Origin of the sequence: Polaromonas sp., assembly GCF_010365105.1 — a bacterium.
Taxonomy (GTDB): Bacteria; Pseudomonadota; Gammaproteobacteria; order Burkholderiales; family Burkholderiaceae_C; genus Polaromonas.
In genome coordinates this window covers 16257-36857 of record NZ_JAAFGZ010000021.1, presented here as the reverse complement: position 1 = coordinate 36857, position 20601 = coordinate 16257, and the positions used below count along the sequence as shown (strand labels likewise).

Sequence of the window (20601 nt, the reverse complement as noted above, 5' to 3'; positions counted from 1 at the left end):
TGTAGTGACCGGAGACGAGGGTTGCCATTGGCAGGCACCTGCATCGTCCGTTCCGGGACTCAGGCTTTCTTGGCAGCTTCGCGATAGACCAGCAGCGGCGGCTTGTTTTCCTCGATCGTCGCTTCGTCAACGACCACCTTGTCAACATTGCTGGTGGTCGGCAAATCAAACATGGTGTCAATCAGGGATTGCTCCAGAATCGAACGCAGGCCGCGTGCGCCGGTTTTACGGGCAAGCGCCTTGCGGGCAATGGCCTTCAGGGCCGATGGCCTGATTTCCAGGTCAACGCCTTCCATGGCGAGCAATTTGCTGAACTGCTTGACCACGGCATTTTTTGGCTCCGTCAGGATACGAACCAGCGCATCTTCGCTGAGTTCGGCCAGGGTTGCAATGACCGGCATTCGTCCGACCAATTCGGGAATCAAGCCAAACTTGATCAAGTCTTCAGGTTCGACATCCTTGAACGCTTCCGTCAGGCTCCGGGCTTTTTTGCTTTTGACGGCAGCACCAAAACCAATTCCAGATGCTTCGGTACGGCCTTCTATGACTTTTTCAAGTCCGGAAAAAGCGCCACCGCAAATAAACAGAATATTGGTGGTGTCAACCTGCAGAAAATCCTGATTCGGATGCTTGCGCCCGCCTTGCGGCGGCACCGAAGCCATTGTGCCTTCCATGAGTTTGAGCAGCGCCTGCTGCACGCCTTCGCCCGACACATCTCGGGTGATGGACGGGTTGTCGGATTTGCGCGAAATCTTGTCAATCTCGTCGATGTAGACAATTCCCTGCTGCGCGCGATCAACCTCGTAGTTGCAGCTTTGCAGCAGCTTCTGGATGATGTTTTCCACGTCTTCGCCGACATAGCCGGCTTCGGTCAGGGTGGTGGCATCAGCCATGACAAAAGGCACGTTGAGGGTGCGTGCCAGCGTCTGTGCCAGCAGCGTCTTACCGGACCCAGTAGGCCCGATCAGCAAGATGTTGCTCTTGGTCAGTTCGACGTCATCCTTTTTGGCCGATTCCTTGTGACGCAGCCGCTTGTAATGGTTGTATACGGCGACGGCCAGTGTTCGCTTGGCCGGTTCCTGGCCGATGACATAACCGTCCAGCGTCGCCTTGATTTCTGCTGGCGTTGGCAGGTCGCTGCGCGTCTCTGTGACCTCGCTGCCTGCGGGCAATTCGTCGCGAATGATCTCGTTACACAGATCAATGCATTCGTCACAGACAAAAACGGATGGACCAGCAATGAGTTTCTTGACTTCATGCTGGCTTTTGCCGCAAAAAGAACAATACAACGTCTTTTCGCTGGAGGAGCCTTTTTTATCGGCCATTATGGGGGACACCTTTAACGTGACATGGTGAAACTATGCGCTTCGCCAATGATAACCAATAAAAAAACGGCGCTTCTGTAACAGAAAAACGCCGTTGTTGCAAAGCAGTTTTAAGCTCTACAGGACAAATCAGGGTCGTTTAGAAATCACCTGATCGACAACGCCATAGGTTTGGGCTTCGTCGGCAAACATGAAATAGTCGCGTTCGGTGTCACGCTCGATTTTCTCAACCGTCTGGCCGGTGTTGTGCGCCAAAATCCGGTTTAACTGGTCGCGTGTCTTCAGGATGTCACGGGCATGAATTTCGATGTCTGAGGCCTGACCCTGCGCACCGCCCGATGGCTGGTGGATCATGACACGCGAATTGGGCAGCGAAAAGCGCTTGCCCTTGGTGCCGGCTGACAGCAGGAATGCCCCCATGCTGGCCGCCATGCCAACGCAAAGCGTGGACACGTCGGGCTTGATGAACTGCATCGTGTCGTAAATGGCCATGCCGGCCGTAACCGAACCGCCGGGCGAGTTGATGTAAAAGGAAATGTCCTTGTCAGGATTTTCGCTTTCCAGGAACAGCAGTTGCGCGACCACCAGATTGGCGGTCTGGTCATTGACCGGGCCGACCAGGAAGATCACGCGCTCTTTCAGCAGGCGCGAATAAATGTCGTAAGAACGCTCGCCACGGCCGGATTGCTCAATGACCATGGGAACCATGCCCAGGCCCTGGATTTCCTGGCTGGCGGATTGGGCGCTGTTGTAGCCGCCGTAAGTAATGTTTCTGACCATTGATTTTTCTCCAGAGATGTGTGTACTGTACCGAAAATGAGTTGGGGCCTGTACCGCAAAGCACAAGCCCCAGCGTCAGGAGAAGTCAGCTGCTCAGTTCTGGCCCATCAACTCGTCGAACGTGATGGCTTTTTCGTTGACCTTGGCTTTGCCGAGGACAAAGTCAGTGACATTGTTTTCAATCACCACGGCCTCGACTTCGGCCATGCGGCTGTTGTCGCTCAGGTACCAGCGAACGACTTCCTGCGGTTTTTCATAACTTGCAGCAAGTTCTTCAATATGCGCCTTGAGTTGTTCGGGCTTGGCCTGCAGTTCATTGGCGCGCACCAGTTCGGCCACCACCAGCCCCAGGCGGACACGCTTTTCAGCCTGCGGACGGAAAATATCGTCGGGGATTGGCGCCTTGTCGGCGTCCTTGATGCCGCGCTTTTTCAGGTCGGCCCGTGCGCCTTCCACCAGGCGCTCGAGCTCTGCCTGAACGCTGGCATTGGGCAGGTCCAGTTCTGCGTTGGCAACCAGCGCATCCATGACCGCATTCTTGTTGCGGGCCAGCAGGCGGAACTTGACTTCGCGCTCCAGGTTCTTCTTGATGTCCGAACGCAGGCCTTCGACCGTGGCGTCGGCAATGCCGAGCGACTTGGCCAGCGCCTCGTTGACTTCGGGCAGGTTCGCGGCTTCGATTTTCTTGACCGTCACCAGGAAATCGGCCTGTTTGCCGGCCACGTCCTTGCCGTGGTAATCGGCAGGGAAGTCCAGGGGAAAGGTCTTGCTGTCGCCGCTCTTCATGCCGCGCACGGCATCTTCGAATTCTTTCAGCATCTGGCCGTCGCCGACGATGAACTGGAAGTCTTCCGCCTTGCCGCCGGCGAAGGTCTCGCCGTCCATCTTGCCTTCAAAATCGATGGTGACGCGGTCGCCGTCCTGCGCGGGCGCATCGGCTGCGCGCTGGGCAAAGGTACGGCGCTGCTTGCGCAGGATGTCGAGCGTCTTGTCGATGGCAGCGTCGCTGACTTCGGCGCTGACCTTTTCGACTTCGGCATTGGCCAGGTCGGCAATCTTGACTTCAGGGTAAACCTCGAAAATCGCATCAAAGGCGAGTTCGCCTTCAGGCGCGTCTTCCTTTTCGCTGATGCGGGGCTGGCCGGCCACGCGCAGCTTGGCTTCGTTGGCAGCGACCGCAAAGGCCTCGCCGACCTTGTCATTCATGACTTCGTAATGCACCGAATAGGCATAACGCTGGCTGACGACGCTCATCGGCACCTTGCCGGGACGAAAACCATCCATCTTGACGGTTCGGGCCAGCTTCTTCAGACGGGTGTTGACCTCCGACTGAATGGTATTGAGGGGCAGCGTGAGCGTCATTTTGCGCTCGAGCTTTTCAAGATTTTCAACAGTCACGGCCATGATGGTTTCCTAAAAATCAAAGATATTCAAAACCGGGCTTTCGCCTGGTCAGCTGCAGTCAAGCAGCTTCCGAGGACCAGCGGCACAACTGCCACGGCAAAGCCTCAGGGATGGTGCGCGGGGCGGGACTCGAACCCGCACAGTATTGCTACCGTCAGGACCTAAACCTGGTGCGTCTACCAATTTCGCCACCCGCGCTCCTGAAAAAACAGCGGGAATCCGGATCACGCTCCAGATTCCCGCCTGAAATCGGTCAACTTTCTATTTTAGCCTGTATCTGGAAGCCTCTTTTTCGAGAATACATCAGGCGCGGCGGATTCAGGCCGAAGCGGGCGGGGCGTCCTCTTCCCGCCGGACACGAAACCAGGCCGCGTACATCGCCGGCAAGGCCAGCAAGGTCAGCACCGTGGCCACGATCAGCCCGCCCATGATGGCAACCGCCATCGGCCCCCAGAACACGCTGCGCGACAGTGGAATCATCGCCAGCACGGCCGCTGCCGCCGTCAGCACGATGGGCCGCAGACGGCGTACGGCCGACTCGACAATCGCGTCCCAGGCGGGTATGCCATTGGCCCGGTCCTGCTCGATCTGGTCAATCAGGATGACCGAGTTGCGCTGGATCATGCCCATGAGCGCAATCACGCCCAGCAGGGCCACGAAGCCAAACGGCCGGCCCAGCAAGATCAAGGCCCCGGCAACGCCCGCAATGCCCAGGGGTCCGGTCAGGAACACCAGCATGGCACGGCTGAAGCTGTGCAGTTGAAGCATCAAGAGCGTGAAGGTCAGGAACAGCATGACGGGAATCCCGGCGGCGATGGAGGCCGAACCCTTGCTGCTTTCTTCGACTGCGCCAGCCACGTCAATGCGGTAGCCCGCCATGCCGCTGGCATGCCATTGGACTTCCAGCGCCTTGAGCGCGGGCAGCAGTTGCGACGTGACGGTGGCGCCTTGCAGGCCTTCGGCGATGTCGCCCTGGACGGTGATGGCGTAGTCGCGATTTTCGCGCCACATCACACCCGGCTCCCAGGCAAACACCGGCTTGGCAACCTGCGTCAGCAAAACAGACTGGCCCGACGACGTCGGCAAATAAGCATTACCGATATCGGTGATGGCATTGCGTTCATCCAGCGGCTGGCGCAGCACGATGTCGATCAGTTTGTCGCCTTCGCGGAACTGGCCCACTGTCGATCCGCTGAGCAGCGTGCGTGCGCCCTGCGCAATCGACTGGCTGGTCACGCCCAGCGCGCGCGCCTTGGACTGGTCCACTTCCAGGCGCATCACCTTCACCGATTCGTTCCAGTTGTCATTGACGCCGCGCATGCTGGCGTTGTCGCGCATCAGCGCCTTGACCTCGTCGGCGCGCTCGCGCAGCACCAGGGGGTCACTGCCGACGACGCGGAACTGCACCGGGTACGGCACCGGCGGCCCATTGGGCAGGAGCTTGACGCGGCCGCGTACCTCGGGGAATTCGGTCGCCAGCAGCGCCGGCAGCTTGATGCGCAGCGATTCGCGCACCTTCAGGTCCTTGGCCAGCACAATCATTTGCGATACGTTGGTCTGAGGGAACACCTGGTCCATTGGTAAATAAAAACGCGGCACGCCCGAACCCAGCCAGGTGCTGACGGTGGCAACGCCCTCTTCCTTCATCAGGCGCTGCTCGACGCGCTTGGCAGTCATTTCGTTGGCCGCGAACGAGGTGCCTTCGGGAAACCAGATATCGACAATGATTTCAGGCCGGCTGGAGTCCGGAAAGAACTGCTGCTGCACCCGGCCCATGCCCACAATGCCCAGGGCAAAGATCAGCACCGTAGCGCCTATCGTGAGCCAGCGGTGCTCCACGCACCAGTTCACGGTGCGGCGAAAGGTGTTGTAAAACGGGCTGTTGAACATTTCATGCGGGCCGTCATGGCCGGCTTGACCTTGGTTCACGTCCTGCACATGCGGCGGTGGCTTGAGCAGCAGCGTGCCCAGGTAAGGCACGAAGTACACCGACACGATCCAGCTCAGTACCAGTGCAATCACCGTGACGGCAAAAATTGCGTAGGTGTATTCGCCGGTCACCGACTTGGCCAGGCCAATCGGCAGGAAACCGGCGGCGGTGATCAAGGTGCCCGTCAGCATGGGCATGGCGGTGATTTCGTAGGCAAAGGTGGCAGCGCGCACCTTGTCGTAGCCTTCCTCCATCTTGCGCACCATCATCTCGACGGCAATGATGGCGTCATCGACCAGCAACCCGAGCGCAATGATCAGCGAGCCGAGCGAAATCTTGTGCAGGCCGATACCCAGGTACCACATCGCCAGAAAGGTCAGGCTCAGCACCAGTGGAATCGTGATGCCCACGACCAGCCCGGGCCGGATGTCGATGTAGTAGCGCTTCCACAGCGGCAGTTGCCCCGGCCCCGTGTGCGGCCGCTTGTGCAGGCCCAGGCTGATGAAACTCACCGCCAGCACGATCAGCACCGCCTCGATCAGCACGCCGACAAACTCGTTCACCGAACTGGCCACGGCTTTGGGCTGGTCCTGCATATGGACCAGCTTGACGCCTGCCGGCAGGCTGCGCTCAAAGCTGGCCGAGAGTTTTTCCAGCGACTTGCCCAGCCGGATGATGTCGCCGCCCTTGGTCATGGCCACGCCCAGCGCAATCACTTCCCGGCCCTGGTGGTGCACCTTGACCACCGGTGGATCGACATAGCCGCGCCGGATCTCGGCAATGTCGCCAAGCTGGAACTGCTGGCCCGAGCTGCCGCGAATCGGCATGGCGCGCAACTGCGCAATCGCCTCGAACTGGCCGGCGACGCGCACCTGCACCACATCCAGCGGCGTCTGCACACTGCCTGCCGACTCGACCGCGTTTTGCTGGCCGAGTTGCGCCAGCACCTGGTTCAGGTCCAGCCCCAGCGTGGCCAGGCGCTTTTGCGAGACCTCGATGAAGACCTTTTCGTCCTGCACACCAAACAGCTCGACCTTGCTGACATCGGGCACGCGCAGCAGTTGCTGGCGCACGTCATCGGCAAAGGTCTTGAGCTCGGCGTAGTTGAAGCCGTCGGACTCCAGCGCATAGATCACGCCATAGACATCGCCGAAATCGTCGTTGAAAAACGGCCCCTGCACGCCAGCGGGCAATGTGCCGCGCATGTCGCCGACCTTCTTGCGCACCGAATACCAGACATTGGGCACTTCGCTGGCCTTGGACGAATCCTTGATCTGGAAAATGATCTGCGACTCGCCCGGCTTGGAATAGCTGCGGATGCGGTCGGCATACGGCACCTCCTGCAAGGTGCGCTCCAGCTTGTCGGTGACCTGTTCGGCCACCTGTTGCGCCGTCGCGCCCGGCCAGTAAGTGCGCACCACCATGGCGCGGAAGGTGAACGGCGGGTCTTCGTCCTGCCCCAGCTGGAAATAGGCCGAAAAGCCAAGCACCATCAGCACCAGCAGCAAATAGCGCGTCAGCGCCGGATGCTCCAGCGCCCAGCGCGAGAGGTTGAAACGCTCTGAAGGCTGGGGGTGCGCGTCATTGGCGTGGTCGTGAGTCGGTTGCGTCATGCCGGCCTCACTTCGTGCCGGAAGCAGACGCCGCCGGCACAGCCAATGCCGGTTTTGCTATTGAATCAGGAGCTGTTCGCGCCCGTCCTGCTTGCGCAGAAGGCAGTTTTGATTCATAAATAGTGACTTTCTGGCCGGGCGACAGCACATGCACGCCGGCACTCACCACCAGCATGCCCGGCGCCAGGCCAGCGCCCACCACCACTTCGTTGCCATCAGCCGTCGCCACTTGAATCGCCTGCGACCTGACCGTCATGGCCGCCGGGTCCAGCACCCAGACAGCAGTGGTTTGCCCTTCCTGGCGCAAGGCGCTGGTCGGCAGCTTGATGACCGGCGTGCCGGTGGCGGCACTGCTGCCCAGGATGGCATAGACCGTCGCGCCCAGCGGCGGTGCCTTGCCCTGGATTGACACCTTGACCGGATAGGTGCGCGTCACCGGGTCGCTGCTGGCGGCCACCTCGCGCACCGCACCTAGCAACTCGGTGTCCTGCGCCCAGACGCGAATGCGCACCGGCGCGCCCGTCTTGATGCCAGCCACCCTGTCCTCCGGCACCGAAAACACCATGTCGCGCACGCCATCGGCGGCAATCCGCACCACAGTCGCGCCGGCGGCGACGACCTGGCCCGGCTCGGCTTCCACCGCCGTCACGAGGCCGGACACATCGGCTGTCAGCACCGCATAGCCGGTCTGGTTGCCCTGCACCGCCGACTGCGACTGGGCTTGTTCCAGCTGCGCCTGAGCGGCCTTTAGAGTGGCTTCACGGCGCTCCAGCTCGGCGCCGCTGATGAAGTTCTGGTCCTTCAGCGTCTGGTAGCGTTTGAAATCGGCAGCGGCCAGGTTGCGGTTGGTGGCGGCAGCGGCCACCTGCGCGCGGCCTGCCTCGGCCGCCAGCCGGTAATCCTGCGGGTCAAGCTGCGCCAGCACCTGCCCGGCTTTGACCTGCTGGCCGAGTTCAGCCTGCCGCTTGATCAGCTTGCCGCCAATCCTGAAACCCAGCCGGGACTCGACCTGCGCCCGGACTTCACCGGCATATTCGCGGCTTGGAGCGTAGTCGCTGGTGCCGACGGTGATGACTTTCACGGCGCGAACCGGTTCCTCGGGCGGCGCGGGCCGTGAGCAGGCGGCCAGCAGCAAGGCGGCACCTGCCAGGGAGACAAGGGTTTTGTTCATGATGGACTGGTGGGAAAAGGGTCCGGGCGAATCCGGGCGACCAGGTTTGAAACGGCATCGGCCAATGGTTACTGACTGATCGGTTAGTAATCTATGAGAAATGCAAAATCTTGTCAAGCGACAATCCAGCGCATGAATCCAGGCCTTTCCCCGCATCCCGCCAGCCTGCAAGGCGTCAGCCACTACGAGAATTTTCCGGTAGCCACGGTGCTGTGTCCGCCGCATTTGCGCCCGGCCATTGCCGCCATCTACTGGTTTGCCCGCACCGCCGACGACATCGCCGACGAAGGCGATGCACCGCCGCAAACCCGGCTCGACGACCTGACGGCCTACCGCGCCGACCTGATGGCCACCTCCGCCGGCTTGTCGCCTTCGCCCCGCTGGGCCGAAGTGTTCGGGCAACTCGGCCCGATGATCCGGCAGTTCGATTTGCCGGTGCATCTGCTGGCCGACCTGCTGAGTGCTTTCGAGCAGGACGTGGTCAAGCAGCGCTATGCGAGCCAGGCCGAACTGCTCGACTACTGCCGCCGTTCGGCCAATCCGGTCGGCCGGCTGCTGCTGCACCTGTACGGCGTGAACGATGCCGAATCGCTGGCGCAAAGCGACTGCATCTGCAGCGCGCTGCAGCTGATCAACTTCTGGCAGGACTTGGGGGAGGACATTCCCCGCGGACGGATTTACCTGCCCGCCGACAGTTGGGCTGAACATGGTGTCGATGAGTCGCAACTGCTCAGGCTGGAAAGCCACCCGAACACTATTAATTTGATAGCTTCTCAGGCACGTCAGGCGAACGCCATGATGCTAAAAGGCTCAAAACTGGTGAAAAAGGTCCCCGGGCGCGGCGGCTGGGAGCTGCGGCTGGTGGTCCAGGGCGGCCTGCGGATTCTGGACAAGATTGAGGCACAGGGCTTTGACACGCTGCGACGGCGTCCCAAGCTGGGCGCCTGGGATGTGGTCGTGATGGGCTGGCGGGCGCTGTGGATGTGAATGTGGCCCCCACGCTTGCCACTTCGTGTGCTGCGCTGCCCCCCCGAAGGGGCCGCTGCGCCTGCGGCCCGGCAAAGCCGGTTCCGCGGCCCTGGCGGGTGTGGAATGTCTGCGCTCATTTTGTAGTCCTGCGCTGCTTGCTTTACGTCCTTTGCTGCCCGGCACCGAAAGTTGTCTGGTTTGGAATGGCCAGTCGCATCGCCCATGGCCTTGTGCTTTTCACGCCATCGACCGACCTGCCCAGCTGAATTTGCATATCTGCCTGCGACAATCGCCGTATGACGCCCGAGAACTATGTCCAGGAAAAGGCTGCCGCATCCGGCAGCAGTTTTTATTACGCCTTTTTGTTTTTGCCGACGGAAAAACGCGCCGCCATCACGGCGTTTTATGCTTTTTGCCGCGAAATCGACGATGTCGTCGACGAAGTCACCGACCCCGGCGTCGCGCATACCAAGCTGGGCTGGTGGCAGGGCGAGGTGGCCAAGTCATTTGCCGGCAATCCGACGCATCCGGTGATGAAAGCCTTGATGCCGATGACCGCCACCTACGGCATCGAAGCGCGGCATCTGCAGGCGGTCATCGACGGCTGCATGATGGACCTGTCGCAAAACCGCTACCTGGATTTTCCGGCGCTGCAGCGCTATTGCCACCTGGTGGCGGGCATCGTCGGCGAAGTGGCGGCGCGCATCTTTGGCCAGACCGACGACGCCACCACGGCGTATGCCCACAAGCTGGGCCTGGCATTCCAGCTCACCAACATCATCCGCGACGTCGGCGAAGACGCAATGCGCGGGCGCATCTACCTGCCGGTCAACGAACTGCAGCAGTTTGACGTGAAGGCGCACGAAGTTTTGAAGCGCGAGTATTCAGACCGTTTCACCGCGCTGATGAAGTTCCAGACCGAACGCGCACTGGCTTTGTACGACGAAGCACTGGCGCTGCTGCCGGATGCTGACCGCCGAGCCCAGAAGCCCGGCCTGATGATGGCCAGCATCTACCGCACGCTGCTGCGCGAAATTGCCGCCGACAACTTCCAGGTGCTGCACCAGCGCGTCAGCCTGACGCCGCTGCGCAAGTTCTGGCTGGCGTGGAAAACCCAGGCTTTCGGTAAAGTGGTGTGAACGTGGCCCCCACGGTCGCCCACTTCGTGTGGCGTCCTGCCCCCCAAGAGGGCCGCTGCGCCTGCGGCCCGGCGAAGCCGGTTCCGCGGCCCCTGCTGGTGCGGAACGGGGCAAACCTGTGGCATGTGGCTACGAGTTCGATCCCGTGAAAGTCGCCATCATCGGCGCAGGCTGGGCTGGTTGCGCCGCCGCTGTCGAAGCGACCCGGCTTGGCCACCAAGCGACGATTTTCGAGGCTTCGCGCACGCCCGGCGGCCGTGCCCGGCGTGTCATGGCGACCGTGGCAGGCCGGCAAATCGCCCTGGACAACGGCCAGCACATCCTGATCGGCGCCTATGCCGAAACGCTGCGACTGATGAAGCAGGTCGGTGTCGATGTGGCCGCCTCTTTTCTGCGCCTGCCGCTGACGATGCAGTTTCCCGACGGCAGCGGATTGCTACTCCCCGACTGGCCGGCGCCGCTGGACGCCGTGGCCGGCATCCTGAACGCACGCGGCTGGCCTTTAGCCGACAAGCTGTCGCTGCTGCGAGTGGCATTTGGCTGGCGGCTGCGCGGCTTCACCTGCCCGCCCGGGCAATCGGTCAGCGAGCTGTGCCGCAGCTTGGCGCCCGGCCCGATGGCCGCGCTGATCGAGCCGCTGTGTGTCTCGGCGCTGAACACGCCGCCCGAACGCGCTTGCGGGCAGGTGTTCCTGCGGGTGATGCGCGATGCGCTGTTTGCGCAAAGCGGCGGCTCGAACCTGCTGCTGCCACGCGCCGACCTGAGCGCCCTGCTGCCCGATGCGGCGCTGGCCTGGCTGGCGGCACACGGCGGCGAGCAGCGGCTGGGCGTGCGGGTTCAGTCCCTGTCGCCGGCCGGCCCGGGGTGGGCGGTGGACGGCGAAACCTTTGACCACGTCGTGCTCGCCTGCCCGCCGGCTGAAGCAGCGCGCCTGGTGCAGGGCAGCGGTGTTACCGCCGATGCGTGGATGGCGCAGGCGCGCGGCCTGGCGCATGAAGCGCTGACCACGGTCTATGTGTCTGGCGCCAGCGCGCGCCTGGCGAAACCGATGCTGGCCCTGCATGCCAGTGCAGGTGAACCCGCACAGTTCGTCTTTGACCGCGCGCAGCTCGGCGGCCCGGCCGGCCTGCTGGCTTTTGTCGTCAGCGCCAGCACCGGCGACAGCGCCACGCTGACACAGCAGGTATTGGCGCAGGCCGCGCGACAGCTGGGATTGGTTGATTTGCAGCCGGTGCAAACGATTGTCGAAAAACGCGCCACCTTCGCCTGCACGCCCGGCCTGCAGCGCCCGGCGCAGCAGGTCGCCGACGGCCTGCTGGCCTGCGGCGACTACCTGGCCGGCCCGTATCCGGCAACGCTGGAAGGCGCGGTGCGCTCCGGGCTGGAGGCAGCCCGCAGCCTGCACTGAGCCACTGGCAGCACGGCCAGACGCTCATCAATTGATAGCTATAAAAGCTTACAGAATAAGCGGATCAGGCACTTTCTGCCATTAAACGGACCTGCTGGAAAGCCGGACGTGCCAGGCAGCCCTGCAGCCAGTCGCGCACTTGCGGGCATTGCGCCATCAGCTCGCTGGCGCCTTCTACCCAGGCGATGACCGACGCCACGCAGATGTCGGCCACGGTGAAGCGGTCGCCGGCGAGCCACGGGCGGCCCTGCAAATGCTGGTCCAGGATGCGCAGGGGACCGGCCAGGTGCCTGAGCGAGTCCTCGGCCAGTTGCGGCTTGCGGCGCTCCGGCGGCATGACCATGGCGTGCATCAAAAAAATCAGCGCGTCCTTCTCGCACTCGGTCACGACCCAGAAAGTCCAGCGCAGGATCTCGGCGCGCTCGGCATGGGTGCGCGCCGCCAGCGACAGGCCGTTGCCGTCCAGAAAGCGCTCGGCCAGGTAGACCGTGCAGGCCATTGACTCCCAGACCAGCACGCCGTCGTCGTCCACCACCGGGATGCGCCCGTTCGGGTTGACCTTCAAAAACTCGGGCGTGCGCGTGGCACCGCCCACGTAGGGCAAGGCGATGTGCTCGTAGGCCAGACCCAGTTCCTGCGCAACCCACAGGGGACGCGCAGCGCGGGAGGCCGCAGTGCCATAGATTCTCAAGGTCATGTCAGCTTTCAGAGGGGCTCAAGGGGAAACAGGTCGCACAGTTCGGTCAGTGTGGTCACGGTTTCATGCGGCTGGGCGGGATGCGTCCAGGGATGGTCGGTGCGGTTCACCCAGACCGTCTGCATGCCGCAGTCGAGCGCCGCCAGCACATCGAGCGCGGCGTCGTCGCCCACATGCAGCACCTCGTGCGCCTGCAGACCGACGGCACTGGCTGCCGCATGAAAAATGCGCGGATCGGGCTTGCCGACGCCGAACTGCTGGGCGCTCAGGCTGGCCGTGAAATACGCACCAATGCCGATGCGGTGAACGTCGGCATTGCCGTTGGACAGCGCCACCAGCGGCAACCGGCGCGACAAAAACTGCAGCGCCTGCAGCGCATCGTCAAACAGGGTGACCTGATGGCGCGCGGCAAAAAAAATCTCGAACGCCGCTTCGGCCAGACCCGGATCATCGCCGCTGCGGCTCAGCGCCAGCCGGATTGATCGGGTGCGCAAGGTGCTCAGGTCGTGCCGGAGTTCGGGATACAGGCCGTTGACATGCTCGCGAATTTCGTGGCGCACCGCCGGCTGGGCCAGCAGCACCGCCGTCTGCGGCGCATGCAGGGCGAGCCAGTCATGAAGCGCAAGTTCGGCTTTTTCGATGGTCGGCCAGATCGGCCAGAGCGTGTCGTCCAGGTCTAGGGTGATGGCTTTGATGGGGGTCAGGTCGAGCATGGCTTAGGCGAGAATACCGCATGTCATTTGCAACCGAGCCTTCGTATGCCCACGGCGCACCGCCCAAGGCGCTAGCCACCACCGCCATCCTGCTGTGCAACCTGGGTACGCCCGATGCGCCCACCGCGCCGGCGCTGCGCCGCTACCTGGGCGAATTTTTGAGCGATGCGCGGGTGGTCGAGATTCCCAAACCCATCTGGTGGCTGATCCTGCACGGCATCATCCTGCGCACCCGGCCCAAAAAATCGGCGGCCAAGTACGCCAGCGTCTGGTTGCCCGAAGGCTCGCCGCTGAAGGTCTGGACCGAAAAACAGGCGGTGATGCTGCGCGGCTACCTGGGTCAGCGCGGCCATCCGGTCGAGGTGCGCTATGCGATGCGCTACGGCAACCCGTCGATTGCCTCGCAGCTCGACCAGCTGAAAGCCGACGGCGTGACGCGCATCCTGATTTTGCCGGCCTATCCGCAGTACAGCGGCACGACAACGGCCAGCGTGTTCGACGCGGTCTACACCTGGGCCGCCAAGGTGCGGCGCATTCCCGAGTTCCGCTTCATCAACAACTACCATGACGATGCGGGCTACATCGACGCGCTCGCCGACCGCATCCGCCAGCACTGGAAGCTGAACGGCCAGGCCGAAAAACTGGTCATGAGCTTTCATGGCGTTCCCGAACGCACCCTGGCGCTGGGCGACACCTACCACTGCGAATGCCACAAGACCGCGCGCCTGCTGGCCGAAAACCTGGGTCTGTCCAAAGACCGCTACCAGCTCACCTTCCAGTCGCGCTTTGGCAAGGCCAAATGGCTGGAACCCTACACCGAGCCGACGTTGATCAAGCTGGCGCAGTCGGGCTTGAGAAGCGTTGACCTGGTTTGCCCGGGCTTCACCGGCGACTGCCTGGAAACGCTGGAAGAAATCTCGATGGAAGCGCGCCATGCCTTTCTGGAAGCGGGCGGCCAGGCGTTCCACTACATCGACTGCCTGAACGACAGCCCCCGGTGGCTGGCCGCCCTGAGCGACATTGCCATCCGGCACATGGGCGGCTGGGACACGGCGAACCCGCCAGACCCGAAGGCTTTGTCCGACTCGCGGGAACGGGCGCTGGCGCTCGGGGCCAGGCAATAGCACCTGCCAGACGCGGGCGCAGCCAGCCGGCCACCCCGCGCTGAGCCATCCGGCCTATTTCAGCAGCTTGCCGGTACTGCCCACCACGGTCACCTCGACAAAACGCGACCCGATCCGGTTCGACGGCGAATAGCCGACCGTGATGCCGCCCGTGTCGTAGCTGTTCATCGACTCGAGCGCCTTCACCACCTTGGCGCGTGTCGGGTTGGGACCGGCGCGGCGCAAGGCCTCGACCAGCACCTTGGCGCCGACAAACTCCTCAAAACTGGTGTAGTTGACGACTTCGGCGGGCGCGTACTTTTTCAGCAGTTCCTGGTACTGGCGTACCACCGGCAAGCTGGTGCCGAAAGGATAGGGAACCACCTGGCTGATGCCCAGGCCGTGAACATTCTTCAGCCCGGCCAGCTTGACCAGTTCAGCCGGATCGACCACCGAAATGTTGTAGAGCTGGGCGCCGCCGCCGCTTTCGCGGTACTGCTTCACAAAGGCGGCCGATGGCTTGTTGACGGAAATCATGATGACGGCCTGCGCGTCAGAGGCCTTGATCTGCCTGACCGCCTCTTCCACCTTGTCGGTATTGCGCTCGTAACCTGCCGCAGCGGCCATCTTCAGCCCGCGCTTGGTCAGTGCGTTCTCGACGCCCTGCAGGCCGGCCTTGCCAAAGCCGTCGTCCTGGTACATCACGGCAATCCGTTTCATGCCCAGGGTGGTGACCTGCTGCACCATGTGCTCGGCTTCGGCGGCATAGCCGACACGCACATGAAATATCCACGGATTGAACGGGTTGCGCAGCGACTCGCCGCCGGTATAGGGCGCCACCAGCGCCGCGCCGCCGACGTCCAGCACGCCGTCGGTCAGCAGCTGCGTCACGTTGGCCGTTCCGGCAAAGCCGAAGAGCGCCACCACCTCGGGACGGGCCAGCATCTCGCGCGTCAGCCGGACAGTGTCGGCCACCTTGTAGCCATCGTCCACCACATCCTGGCGGATCAGCGCGCCATGCACGCCGCCCTGCGCATTGATGTGGTCAAAATAAATTTTTCCGCCGACCACCATCTGCTTGCCGGTGCTGGCCAGAACGCCCGACAGCGGGGCTACCTGGCCGATCACCAGTTCGGCGGCGTTGGCCAGGCTGACCGTGCCGCAAAGCGCCATCGCGGCCAGGGCAAACCGGCCCCAGCAAATGAGTGTTTTTTTCATGACTACTTCCATTAAAAAGATTGGAGATGGGGCAGCTTTCGGCCACCCCGCTGCTGCGGCAGGGCGTGCCGATTGGCAAGGGTTCATTACCTGCAGATACAGGCACGAAATGGAGAAAAGGCGCGATAACGCCGGAAGCGGCAGACGCAACCCATCCGCTCAGGACGGGCGCACCCGAAGGCTCAGGGGCAGGTGCCGATCACGTAGTAATTGGTGCCTGTCAGCTTCAGTGTCCGGCTGGTGTAGATGTTCCACAAGCCCATGTTCTGGGCCGAGCCGTTGGCATAGGTGTAGCCGCCAAACACATAGGCGCGTCCTGCCATGGTGTGCGCGTAGTTGGACGCGGTGGTGCAGGTCGCCGCAGGCGGCGGCGTTCCGGTGGTGGTACCAGCGGCAGCGGTGGACGCCACGCTTTCCAGGTTGTTGCCATCCACGGCCCTGACGGTCCAGCTGTAAGCGGTGGCAGCGGCCAGGCCGGTGTCGCTGTAGCTGGTGCCTGTTACCGGCAGGGCGTTGACCTTGCCGGCATTGCGGTAGACGTTGTAGCTGGCAGCGCCGCTCACGGCATTCCAGTTGACGGTCATGCTGCTGGCAGCGGCATTCGAGGTGGACACGCCGGTTGGCGCGGGCAGCGCGGCCGGGGGCGGCGTGGTGGTGCCGCCTGCCGACACCTGATCGACCATGGCCTTGATGGCCACCATCTGCGGGCCTGACTTCCTGGCATAGCTGGCGCTGTCGTAACCCCACCAGTCCCAGCAGCTGTTGGTGGCCTGGGTGCTGGTCTGCGGGTAGATCATCACCAGGTTGTTGCTGTCGGCCCAGCGGTTGTAGCCGGTGTTGCGCACATATTGCTGCTGCACCAGCGTGACGTTTTGCTGGCAGCCGTGCAGCACCACATGCACTCGGCACTGCGCGCCCGCCGTGCAGGCCTGCGGAATGTAGGCCCAGCCCGTGGGTGCCATGCCGTGCCCGGTGATGAACTGGCTCTGGTTGAATTCGACAAAATTGCCTGCTGGCAGCGTGCCACTGTTGCGCGGGTTCAAGGTGCCGTAGAAATGCGCCAGCATGGCGCCGGCCAGGTCAAAGTTGCAGTCGTTGATATAAGGCGAGCCCTTGGTCGAGCAGGCGCTGCCATAGTCGTCGGTGACCATGGCGTGCTCGGCGGCGATGTCCTTTTTATAGACCACATTGGCGGCCGGCACAAAGCTGTTGTAGTAGGTTTTCAGCGCATCCATCACGCCGGTCTTGACCGTGCTGTCGATGGAGCCCGAGAACAAATAAACCTTCGAGCCTTGCAGATTCACCACCGGGTCGATGATTCCCTGGCTGGCCCAACTGTTGGTGGTGCTCACCAGGCTGCTGGTCGGTATGCCGGCCGGGCTGGCCATGCAGCGACCGGTGGCGTTCACGATCGAGCCCTCGGCGCAATAAAAAGGCCCGCCGGCGACGATGCCGGCGCCTTTCCTGAAGGTCGCGGAATACGCCACATGCAGCTGCGCCGCCATGAAGCCGCCCGACGACAGCCCGGACACGGTGGTCTGCGTGGTGTCGATGTTCAGTTGCGGAAGGTTGACGGCCGCGTATGCCGCACCGCCCAGAAGCGCCACGATGGCGGCGAAGGTGGAAAGAAGCCTGGATTTCATGTCTTTGTCTCCGGTCGTCTGTCATTTTCAGGATGAAAACTTGAGCATCCCCTGTGTTTCCAGAGGTATTGCCGCCCTGAATGCTGCATTGCATCGCCAGTTCCAGGGCAATGCCGAGCGTAGGTGTTTCAAGTGCCCCCTGCCAAGGGGGTTTTCCTGCGATTTGACAGACCCCGTAGTACTACGTAATCAAATGCAACTTAGGGTTACAACCCTTGCAGCAAGACGCTTCGAGGCGCTTGCCCAAGCCGCCGGATCAGGCCGGACGTGCGCGCTTGACGCTGTATCGCACCAGGCGTGGCAACACCAGCACGGACACCACCACCACCATCAGGATGAGCGAAACGGGGCGCTGGAAAAATACCATCGCACTGCCCTCGCCAATCGACATGGCATTTCGCAGTTGCGCTTCAGCCAGGGGGCCCAGGATCATGCCGACCACGACCGGCGCGGTCGGAAAATCGAAACGCCGCATGACCACACCGAGCACACCAATGCCGTACAGCAGGAACAGGTCGAACGCGCTTTGCCGCATGCCGTACACGCCGACGGTGGCAAAAATCAGGATGCCGGCGTAAAGGTAGGGCTTGGGAATCTTCAGCAGCTTGACCCACAGGCCAACCATGGGCAGGTTGAGCACCAGCAGCATCACATTGCCGATGTAGAGCGAGGCAATCAGCGCCCAGACCAGCGACGACGAGGTGGTGAACAGCTGCGGGCCGGGCTGGATGCCGTAGTTCTGGAAGGCGCCCAGAAGGATCGCGGTGGTGTTCGAGGTCGGAATGCCCAGCGTCAGCAGCGGAATCATGGCCATGGTGACGGTGGCATTGTTGGCGGCTTCCGGGCCGGCCACGCCCTCAATAGCGCCCTGGGTGCCGAACTCGGCCTTGTCTTCGCCCTTGGCCAGCTTCTTTTCGACCGCATAGCTCAGAAAAGTCGGGATCTCGGTGCCGCCGGCCGGAATGCAGCCAAAAGGCGCACCGATGGCGGTGGCGCGCAGCCAGGCGGGCCAGGAACGCCGCCAGTCGCGCCGGGTCATGTGGACCCGGCTCAGCTTGTTCTGGGTGTCAACAATGCGGCCTTCGTAGAGCACGGCGTACATGGCCTCGGCCACGGCAAACAGGCCGACGGCCACCAGCACGATCTCGATGCCGTCGAGCAGTTCGGGAACGCCGCCGGTGTAGCGCGCCTGGGCTGAAATCTGGTCCAGCCCGACCAGGCCGGCAGCCAGGCCGATGAACAGCGCCGTCATGCCGCGCACCGTGCTTTTGCCGAGCACCGCGCTCACGGTGGTGAAGGCCAGCAGCATCAGCATGAAGTATTCGGGCGGGCCGAGCTTGACCGCCAGGTCGGCCACGATGGGCGCAAACAGGGTCACGAGCACTGTGGCAATCGTTCCGGCCACGAAAGAACCAATCGCCGCAGTCGCCAGCGCAGCGCCGGCCCGGCCGCTTTTGGCCATCCTGTTGCCTTCCATCGCCGTCACCATGCTGGCGGTTTCACCCGGCGTGTTCAGCAGGATGGACGTGGTCGATCCGCCGTACATGGCGCCGTAGTAGATGCCTGCAAAAAAGATCATCGACGCCGTGGCCTCGACCTTGACCGTGATCGGCAGCAGCATTGCCACCGCCACGGCGGGGCCAATGCCCGGCAGCACGCCAATGGCCGTGCCCAGGGCACAGCCGACAAAGCACCAAAGCAGGTTGATGGGGGTGGCGGCCGTGGCAAAGCCCTGCAGCAGCTGGTTGAAAATATCCATTTAGAGCCATCCCGTCGAAGTCAGGCCTGGCAGGTTGATCGCCAGGAATTGGGTGAACATCCAGAACACCGGAGCGGCAATCGCCATGCCGATCAGCGTGTCCTTCAACAGGGCCGCAGGCCCGCGGTCGTTGCGGCCTTCGGCGCCTTTGAGCCCCTGGACCGCCAGCACGAAGCACAGCGTGCAGCTGAAGATGAAACCGATGGTGGTGATCAGCGCGGCATTGGCCAGCAGCCCGGCCGACATCCAGGCAAAGCCCGGCCAGTAAGGCTGGGGGCCGTCAGCGGATTCGTCCATCGCCCGAAAGCCGCCAGAACGCGACTCCCAGATGATGAAGCCGCTGCACACCAGCAGCGACAAGGCCACCAGCCAGGGCAGAAAGTTGGGGCCGACGCCGCCGTAGCCGGCTGCCGACGGGATGGTGAGTGCGCCTGCGGCCAGGCCCAGGCCTATCAGCAGCACGCCGACGCCGACCAGCGTCTGGAGCGGGTATGTATTGTTGGGAGGGGTCATCACTTGTTACCTACTGGGACATCTTCGGGGGCACGAAGAGACGGCGGGAATGGCGTTGCTGCACAGGCAACCGGTTTGCTGCGGCTGCATCCGCGCGGCACGGTGCCGAAGCCTGCGACAGGGTGGAGGAAATGGAGGAAAGGGAGCGCAGCGCAGCAAGGCTGCATTCCCTTTTTTTCCTGAGAAAGCTACAGAAGCAAGCAGCCAGCGGCCTCAGATCATCCCGGACTTGACCATGGTCGCGCGCAGGGATGCAAAGTCGTCATCGACGAACTTGTCGAAAGCCGGACCGCTCAGCACGGCAGGCGTCCAGTTGTTTTTCTGGGAAGCTTCGATCCAGCTCTTGGACTTGACGGCCTTCAGGACCATGTCGGTCAATGTCTGGCGCTGGGCGGGCGTGATGCCGGGCGCGCCGTACACGCCGCGCCAGTTGCCGATCACCACATTGATGCCCTGCTCCTTGAGCGTCGGAATGTTCACGCCTGGCAGGCGCGTTTCGGACGTCACCGCCAGCGCACGCATCTTGCCGGTGTTGATGTACTCGGCAAATTCGCTGTAGCCGCTGCCGCCTATGGTCACGTTGCCGCCCAGGATGGCCGCCGTGGCTTCGCCGCCGCCCCGGAAGGCGACGTAGTTGATCTTGGCCGGATCGGCGCCCACTTCACGGGCAATCATGGCGGCGGCAATGTGCTCGGTGGCGCCGCGCGAACCGCCGCCCCACTTCACGCTGCCCGGGTCTTTCTTGAGCTGCTCGACCACTTCCTTGATGGACTTGAAGGGCGAGTCGGCCGGCACCACGAACACGTTGTATTCGCTGGACAGGCGCGCAATCGGCGTGGCCTGGTTCAGGCTGACCGGCGGCTTGCCGGTGATCTGTCCGCCCAGCATGACCGCGCCCATGACCATCAACGCGTTCGGGTCGCCCTTGCTGCCGTTGACAAACTGCGCCAGGCCCAGCGCTCCGGCTGCGCCGCCCTTGTTGTCATAGCTCACGGTAGAGGCCGCGCCCGAATCGACCAGCGCCTTGCCCAGCGCGCGGCCGGTGGTGTCCCAGCCGCCGCCGGGGTTGGCCGGCACCATCATCTTGACATTGGCAGCGGCAAAAGCCGACAGCGGAAAAGCACCCGCAGCCGCCAGGGCCGCCATGGATTTCAAAAAGGTGTCGCGACGCATCAGTGTCTCCTTGTAGTGTGGGTAACGCCTTGATGATGCCGCG

At 62.8% G+C, this 20601-nt stretch carries 16 protein-coding genes and 1 tRNA gene; 4 read left to right on the top strand and 13 right to left on the bottom strand.

Features of this window, described 5'->3' with window-relative positions; genetic code table 11:
- Window positions 1–59: 59 nt before the first annotated feature.
- The 6 genes from clpX to GZ092_RS14385 form a co-directional block, all read right to left on the bottom strand.
- A complete protein-coding gene (gene clpX / locus GZ092_RS14410) occupies window positions 60–1325 on the bottom strand; it encodes an ATP-dependent Clp protease ATP-binding subunit ClpX (RefSeq protein WP_029524025.1) in 1266 nt (421 codons plus the stop codon).
- 129 nt (window positions 1326–1454) lie between these two features.
- Window positions 1455–2033, bottom strand: a complete 579-nt coding sequence (gene clpP / locus GZ092_RS14405) for an ATP-dependent Clp endopeptidase proteolytic subunit ClpP (RefSeq protein ID WP_293637406.1) — start codon at window positions 2031–2033, stop codon at window positions 1455–1457.
- A gap of 165 nt (window positions 2034–2198) precedes the next feature.
- Window positions 2199–3509: a trigger factor gene (gene tig, locus GZ092_RS14400; RefSeq protein ID WP_293637388.1), complete on the bottom strand. Its 1311-nt coding sequence runs from the start codon at window positions 3507–3509 to the stop codon at window positions 2199–2201.
- Window positions 3510–3620: 111 nt separating this feature from the next.
- Window positions 3621–3707, bottom strand: a tRNA-Leu gene (locus tag GZ092_RS14395).
- A 120-nt stretch (window positions 3708–3827) separates the two neighbouring features.
- Entirely contained in the window at window positions 3828–7052 is a 3225-nt protein-coding gene (locus GZ092_RS14390) for an efflux RND transporter permease subunit (protein ID WP_293637387.1), read from the bottom strand.
- A gap of 7 nt (window positions 7053–7059) precedes the next feature.
- A complete protein-coding gene (locus GZ092_RS14385) occupies window positions 7060–8223 on the bottom strand; it encodes an efflux RND transporter periplasmic adaptor subunit (RefSeq protein ID WP_293637385.1) in 1164 nt (387 codons plus the stop codon).
- A 132-nt stretch (window positions 8224–8355) separates the two neighbouring features.
- On the opposite strand from GZ092_RS14385, the gene hpnC reads away from it, so the two are divergent.
- The 3 genes from hpnC (at window position 8356) to hpnE (ending at window position 11739) form a co-directional block, all read left to right on the top strand.
- Window positions 8356–9210, top strand: a complete 855-nt coding sequence (gene hpnC, locus GZ092_RS14380; RefSeq protein WP_293637383.1) for a squalene synthase HpnC — start codon at window positions 8356–8358, stop codon at window positions 9208–9210.
- A 278-nt stretch (window positions 9211–9488) separates the two neighbouring features.
- On the top strand, window positions 9489–10331 hold the full coding sequence (gene hpnD, locus GZ092_RS14375) for a presqualene diphosphate synthase HpnD (RefSeq protein WP_293637382.1): 843 nt from the start codon (window positions 9489–9491) through the stop codon (window positions 10329–10331).
- Window positions 10332–10476: 145 nt separating this feature from the next.
- The gene (gene hpnE / locus GZ092_RS14370; RefSeq protein WP_293637381.1) at window positions 10477–11739 is read left to right on the top strand and encodes a hydroxysqualene dehydroxylase HpnE; all 1263 of its coding nucleotides are present in this window, start codon (window positions 10477–10479) and stop codon (window positions 11737–11739) included.
- Window positions 11740–11803: 64 nt separating this feature from the next.
- Here the strand turns inward: hpnE and GZ092_RS14365 are convergent, their stop codons facing one another.
- Complete coding sequence (locus GZ092_RS14365) at window positions 11804–12436, bottom strand: glutathione S-transferase family protein (RefSeq protein WP_293637379.1); 633 nt, start codon at window positions 12434–12436, stop codon at window positions 11804–11806.
- Between the two features lie 8 nt (window positions 12437–12444).
- A complete protein-coding gene (locus GZ092_RS14360; RefSeq protein ID WP_293637377.1) occupies window positions 12445–13149 on the bottom strand; it encodes an HAD family hydrolase in 705 nt (234 codons plus the stop codon).
- A 20-nt stretch (window positions 13150–13169) separates the two neighbouring features.
- On the opposite strand from GZ092_RS14360, the gene hemH reads away from it, so the two are divergent.
- The gene (gene hemH, locus GZ092_RS14355; protein ID WP_293637375.1) at window positions 13170–14273 is read left to right on the top strand and encodes a ferrochelatase; all 1104 of its coding nucleotides are present in this window, start codon (window positions 13170–13172) and stop codon (window positions 14271–14273) included.
- Between the two features lie 54 nt (window positions 14274–14327).
- Here hemH and GZ092_RS14350 read toward each other — a convergent pair whose 3' ends face one another.
- From GZ092_RS14350 to GZ092_RS14330, 5 genes are all read right to left on the bottom strand, one after another.
- Complete coding sequence (locus GZ092_RS14350; protein ID WP_293637405.1) at window positions 14328–15425, bottom strand: ABC transporter substrate-binding protein; 1098 nt, start codon at window positions 15423–15425, stop codon at window positions 14328–14330.
- A gap of 227 nt (window positions 15426–15652) precedes the next feature.
- Window positions 15653–17113, bottom strand: coding sequence for a PHB depolymerase family esterase (locus tag GZ092_RS14345; RefSeq protein WP_293637374.1), 1461 nt, complete (start codon window positions 17111–17113; stop codon window positions 15653–15655).
- A gap of 256 nt (window positions 17114–17369) precedes the next feature.
- Window positions 17370–18872, bottom strand: a complete 1503-nt coding sequence (locus GZ092_RS14340) for a tripartite tricarboxylate transporter permease (RefSeq protein WP_293637373.1) — start codon at window positions 18870–18872, stop codon at window positions 17370–17372.
- Window positions 18873–19385, bottom strand: a complete 513-nt coding sequence (locus tag GZ092_RS14335) for a tripartite tricarboxylate transporter TctB family protein (RefSeq protein ID WP_293637372.1) — start codon at window positions 19383–19385, stop codon at window positions 18873–18875. It abuts the gene before it with no gap.
- Window positions 19386–19598: 213 nt separating this feature from the next.
- Window positions 19599–20558, bottom strand: a complete 960-nt coding sequence (locus tag GZ092_RS14330; RefSeq protein WP_293637371.1) for a tripartite tricarboxylate transporter substrate-binding protein — start codon at window positions 20556–20558, stop codon at window positions 19599–19601.
- Between the last annotated feature and the right edge of the window lie 43 nt (window positions 20559–20601).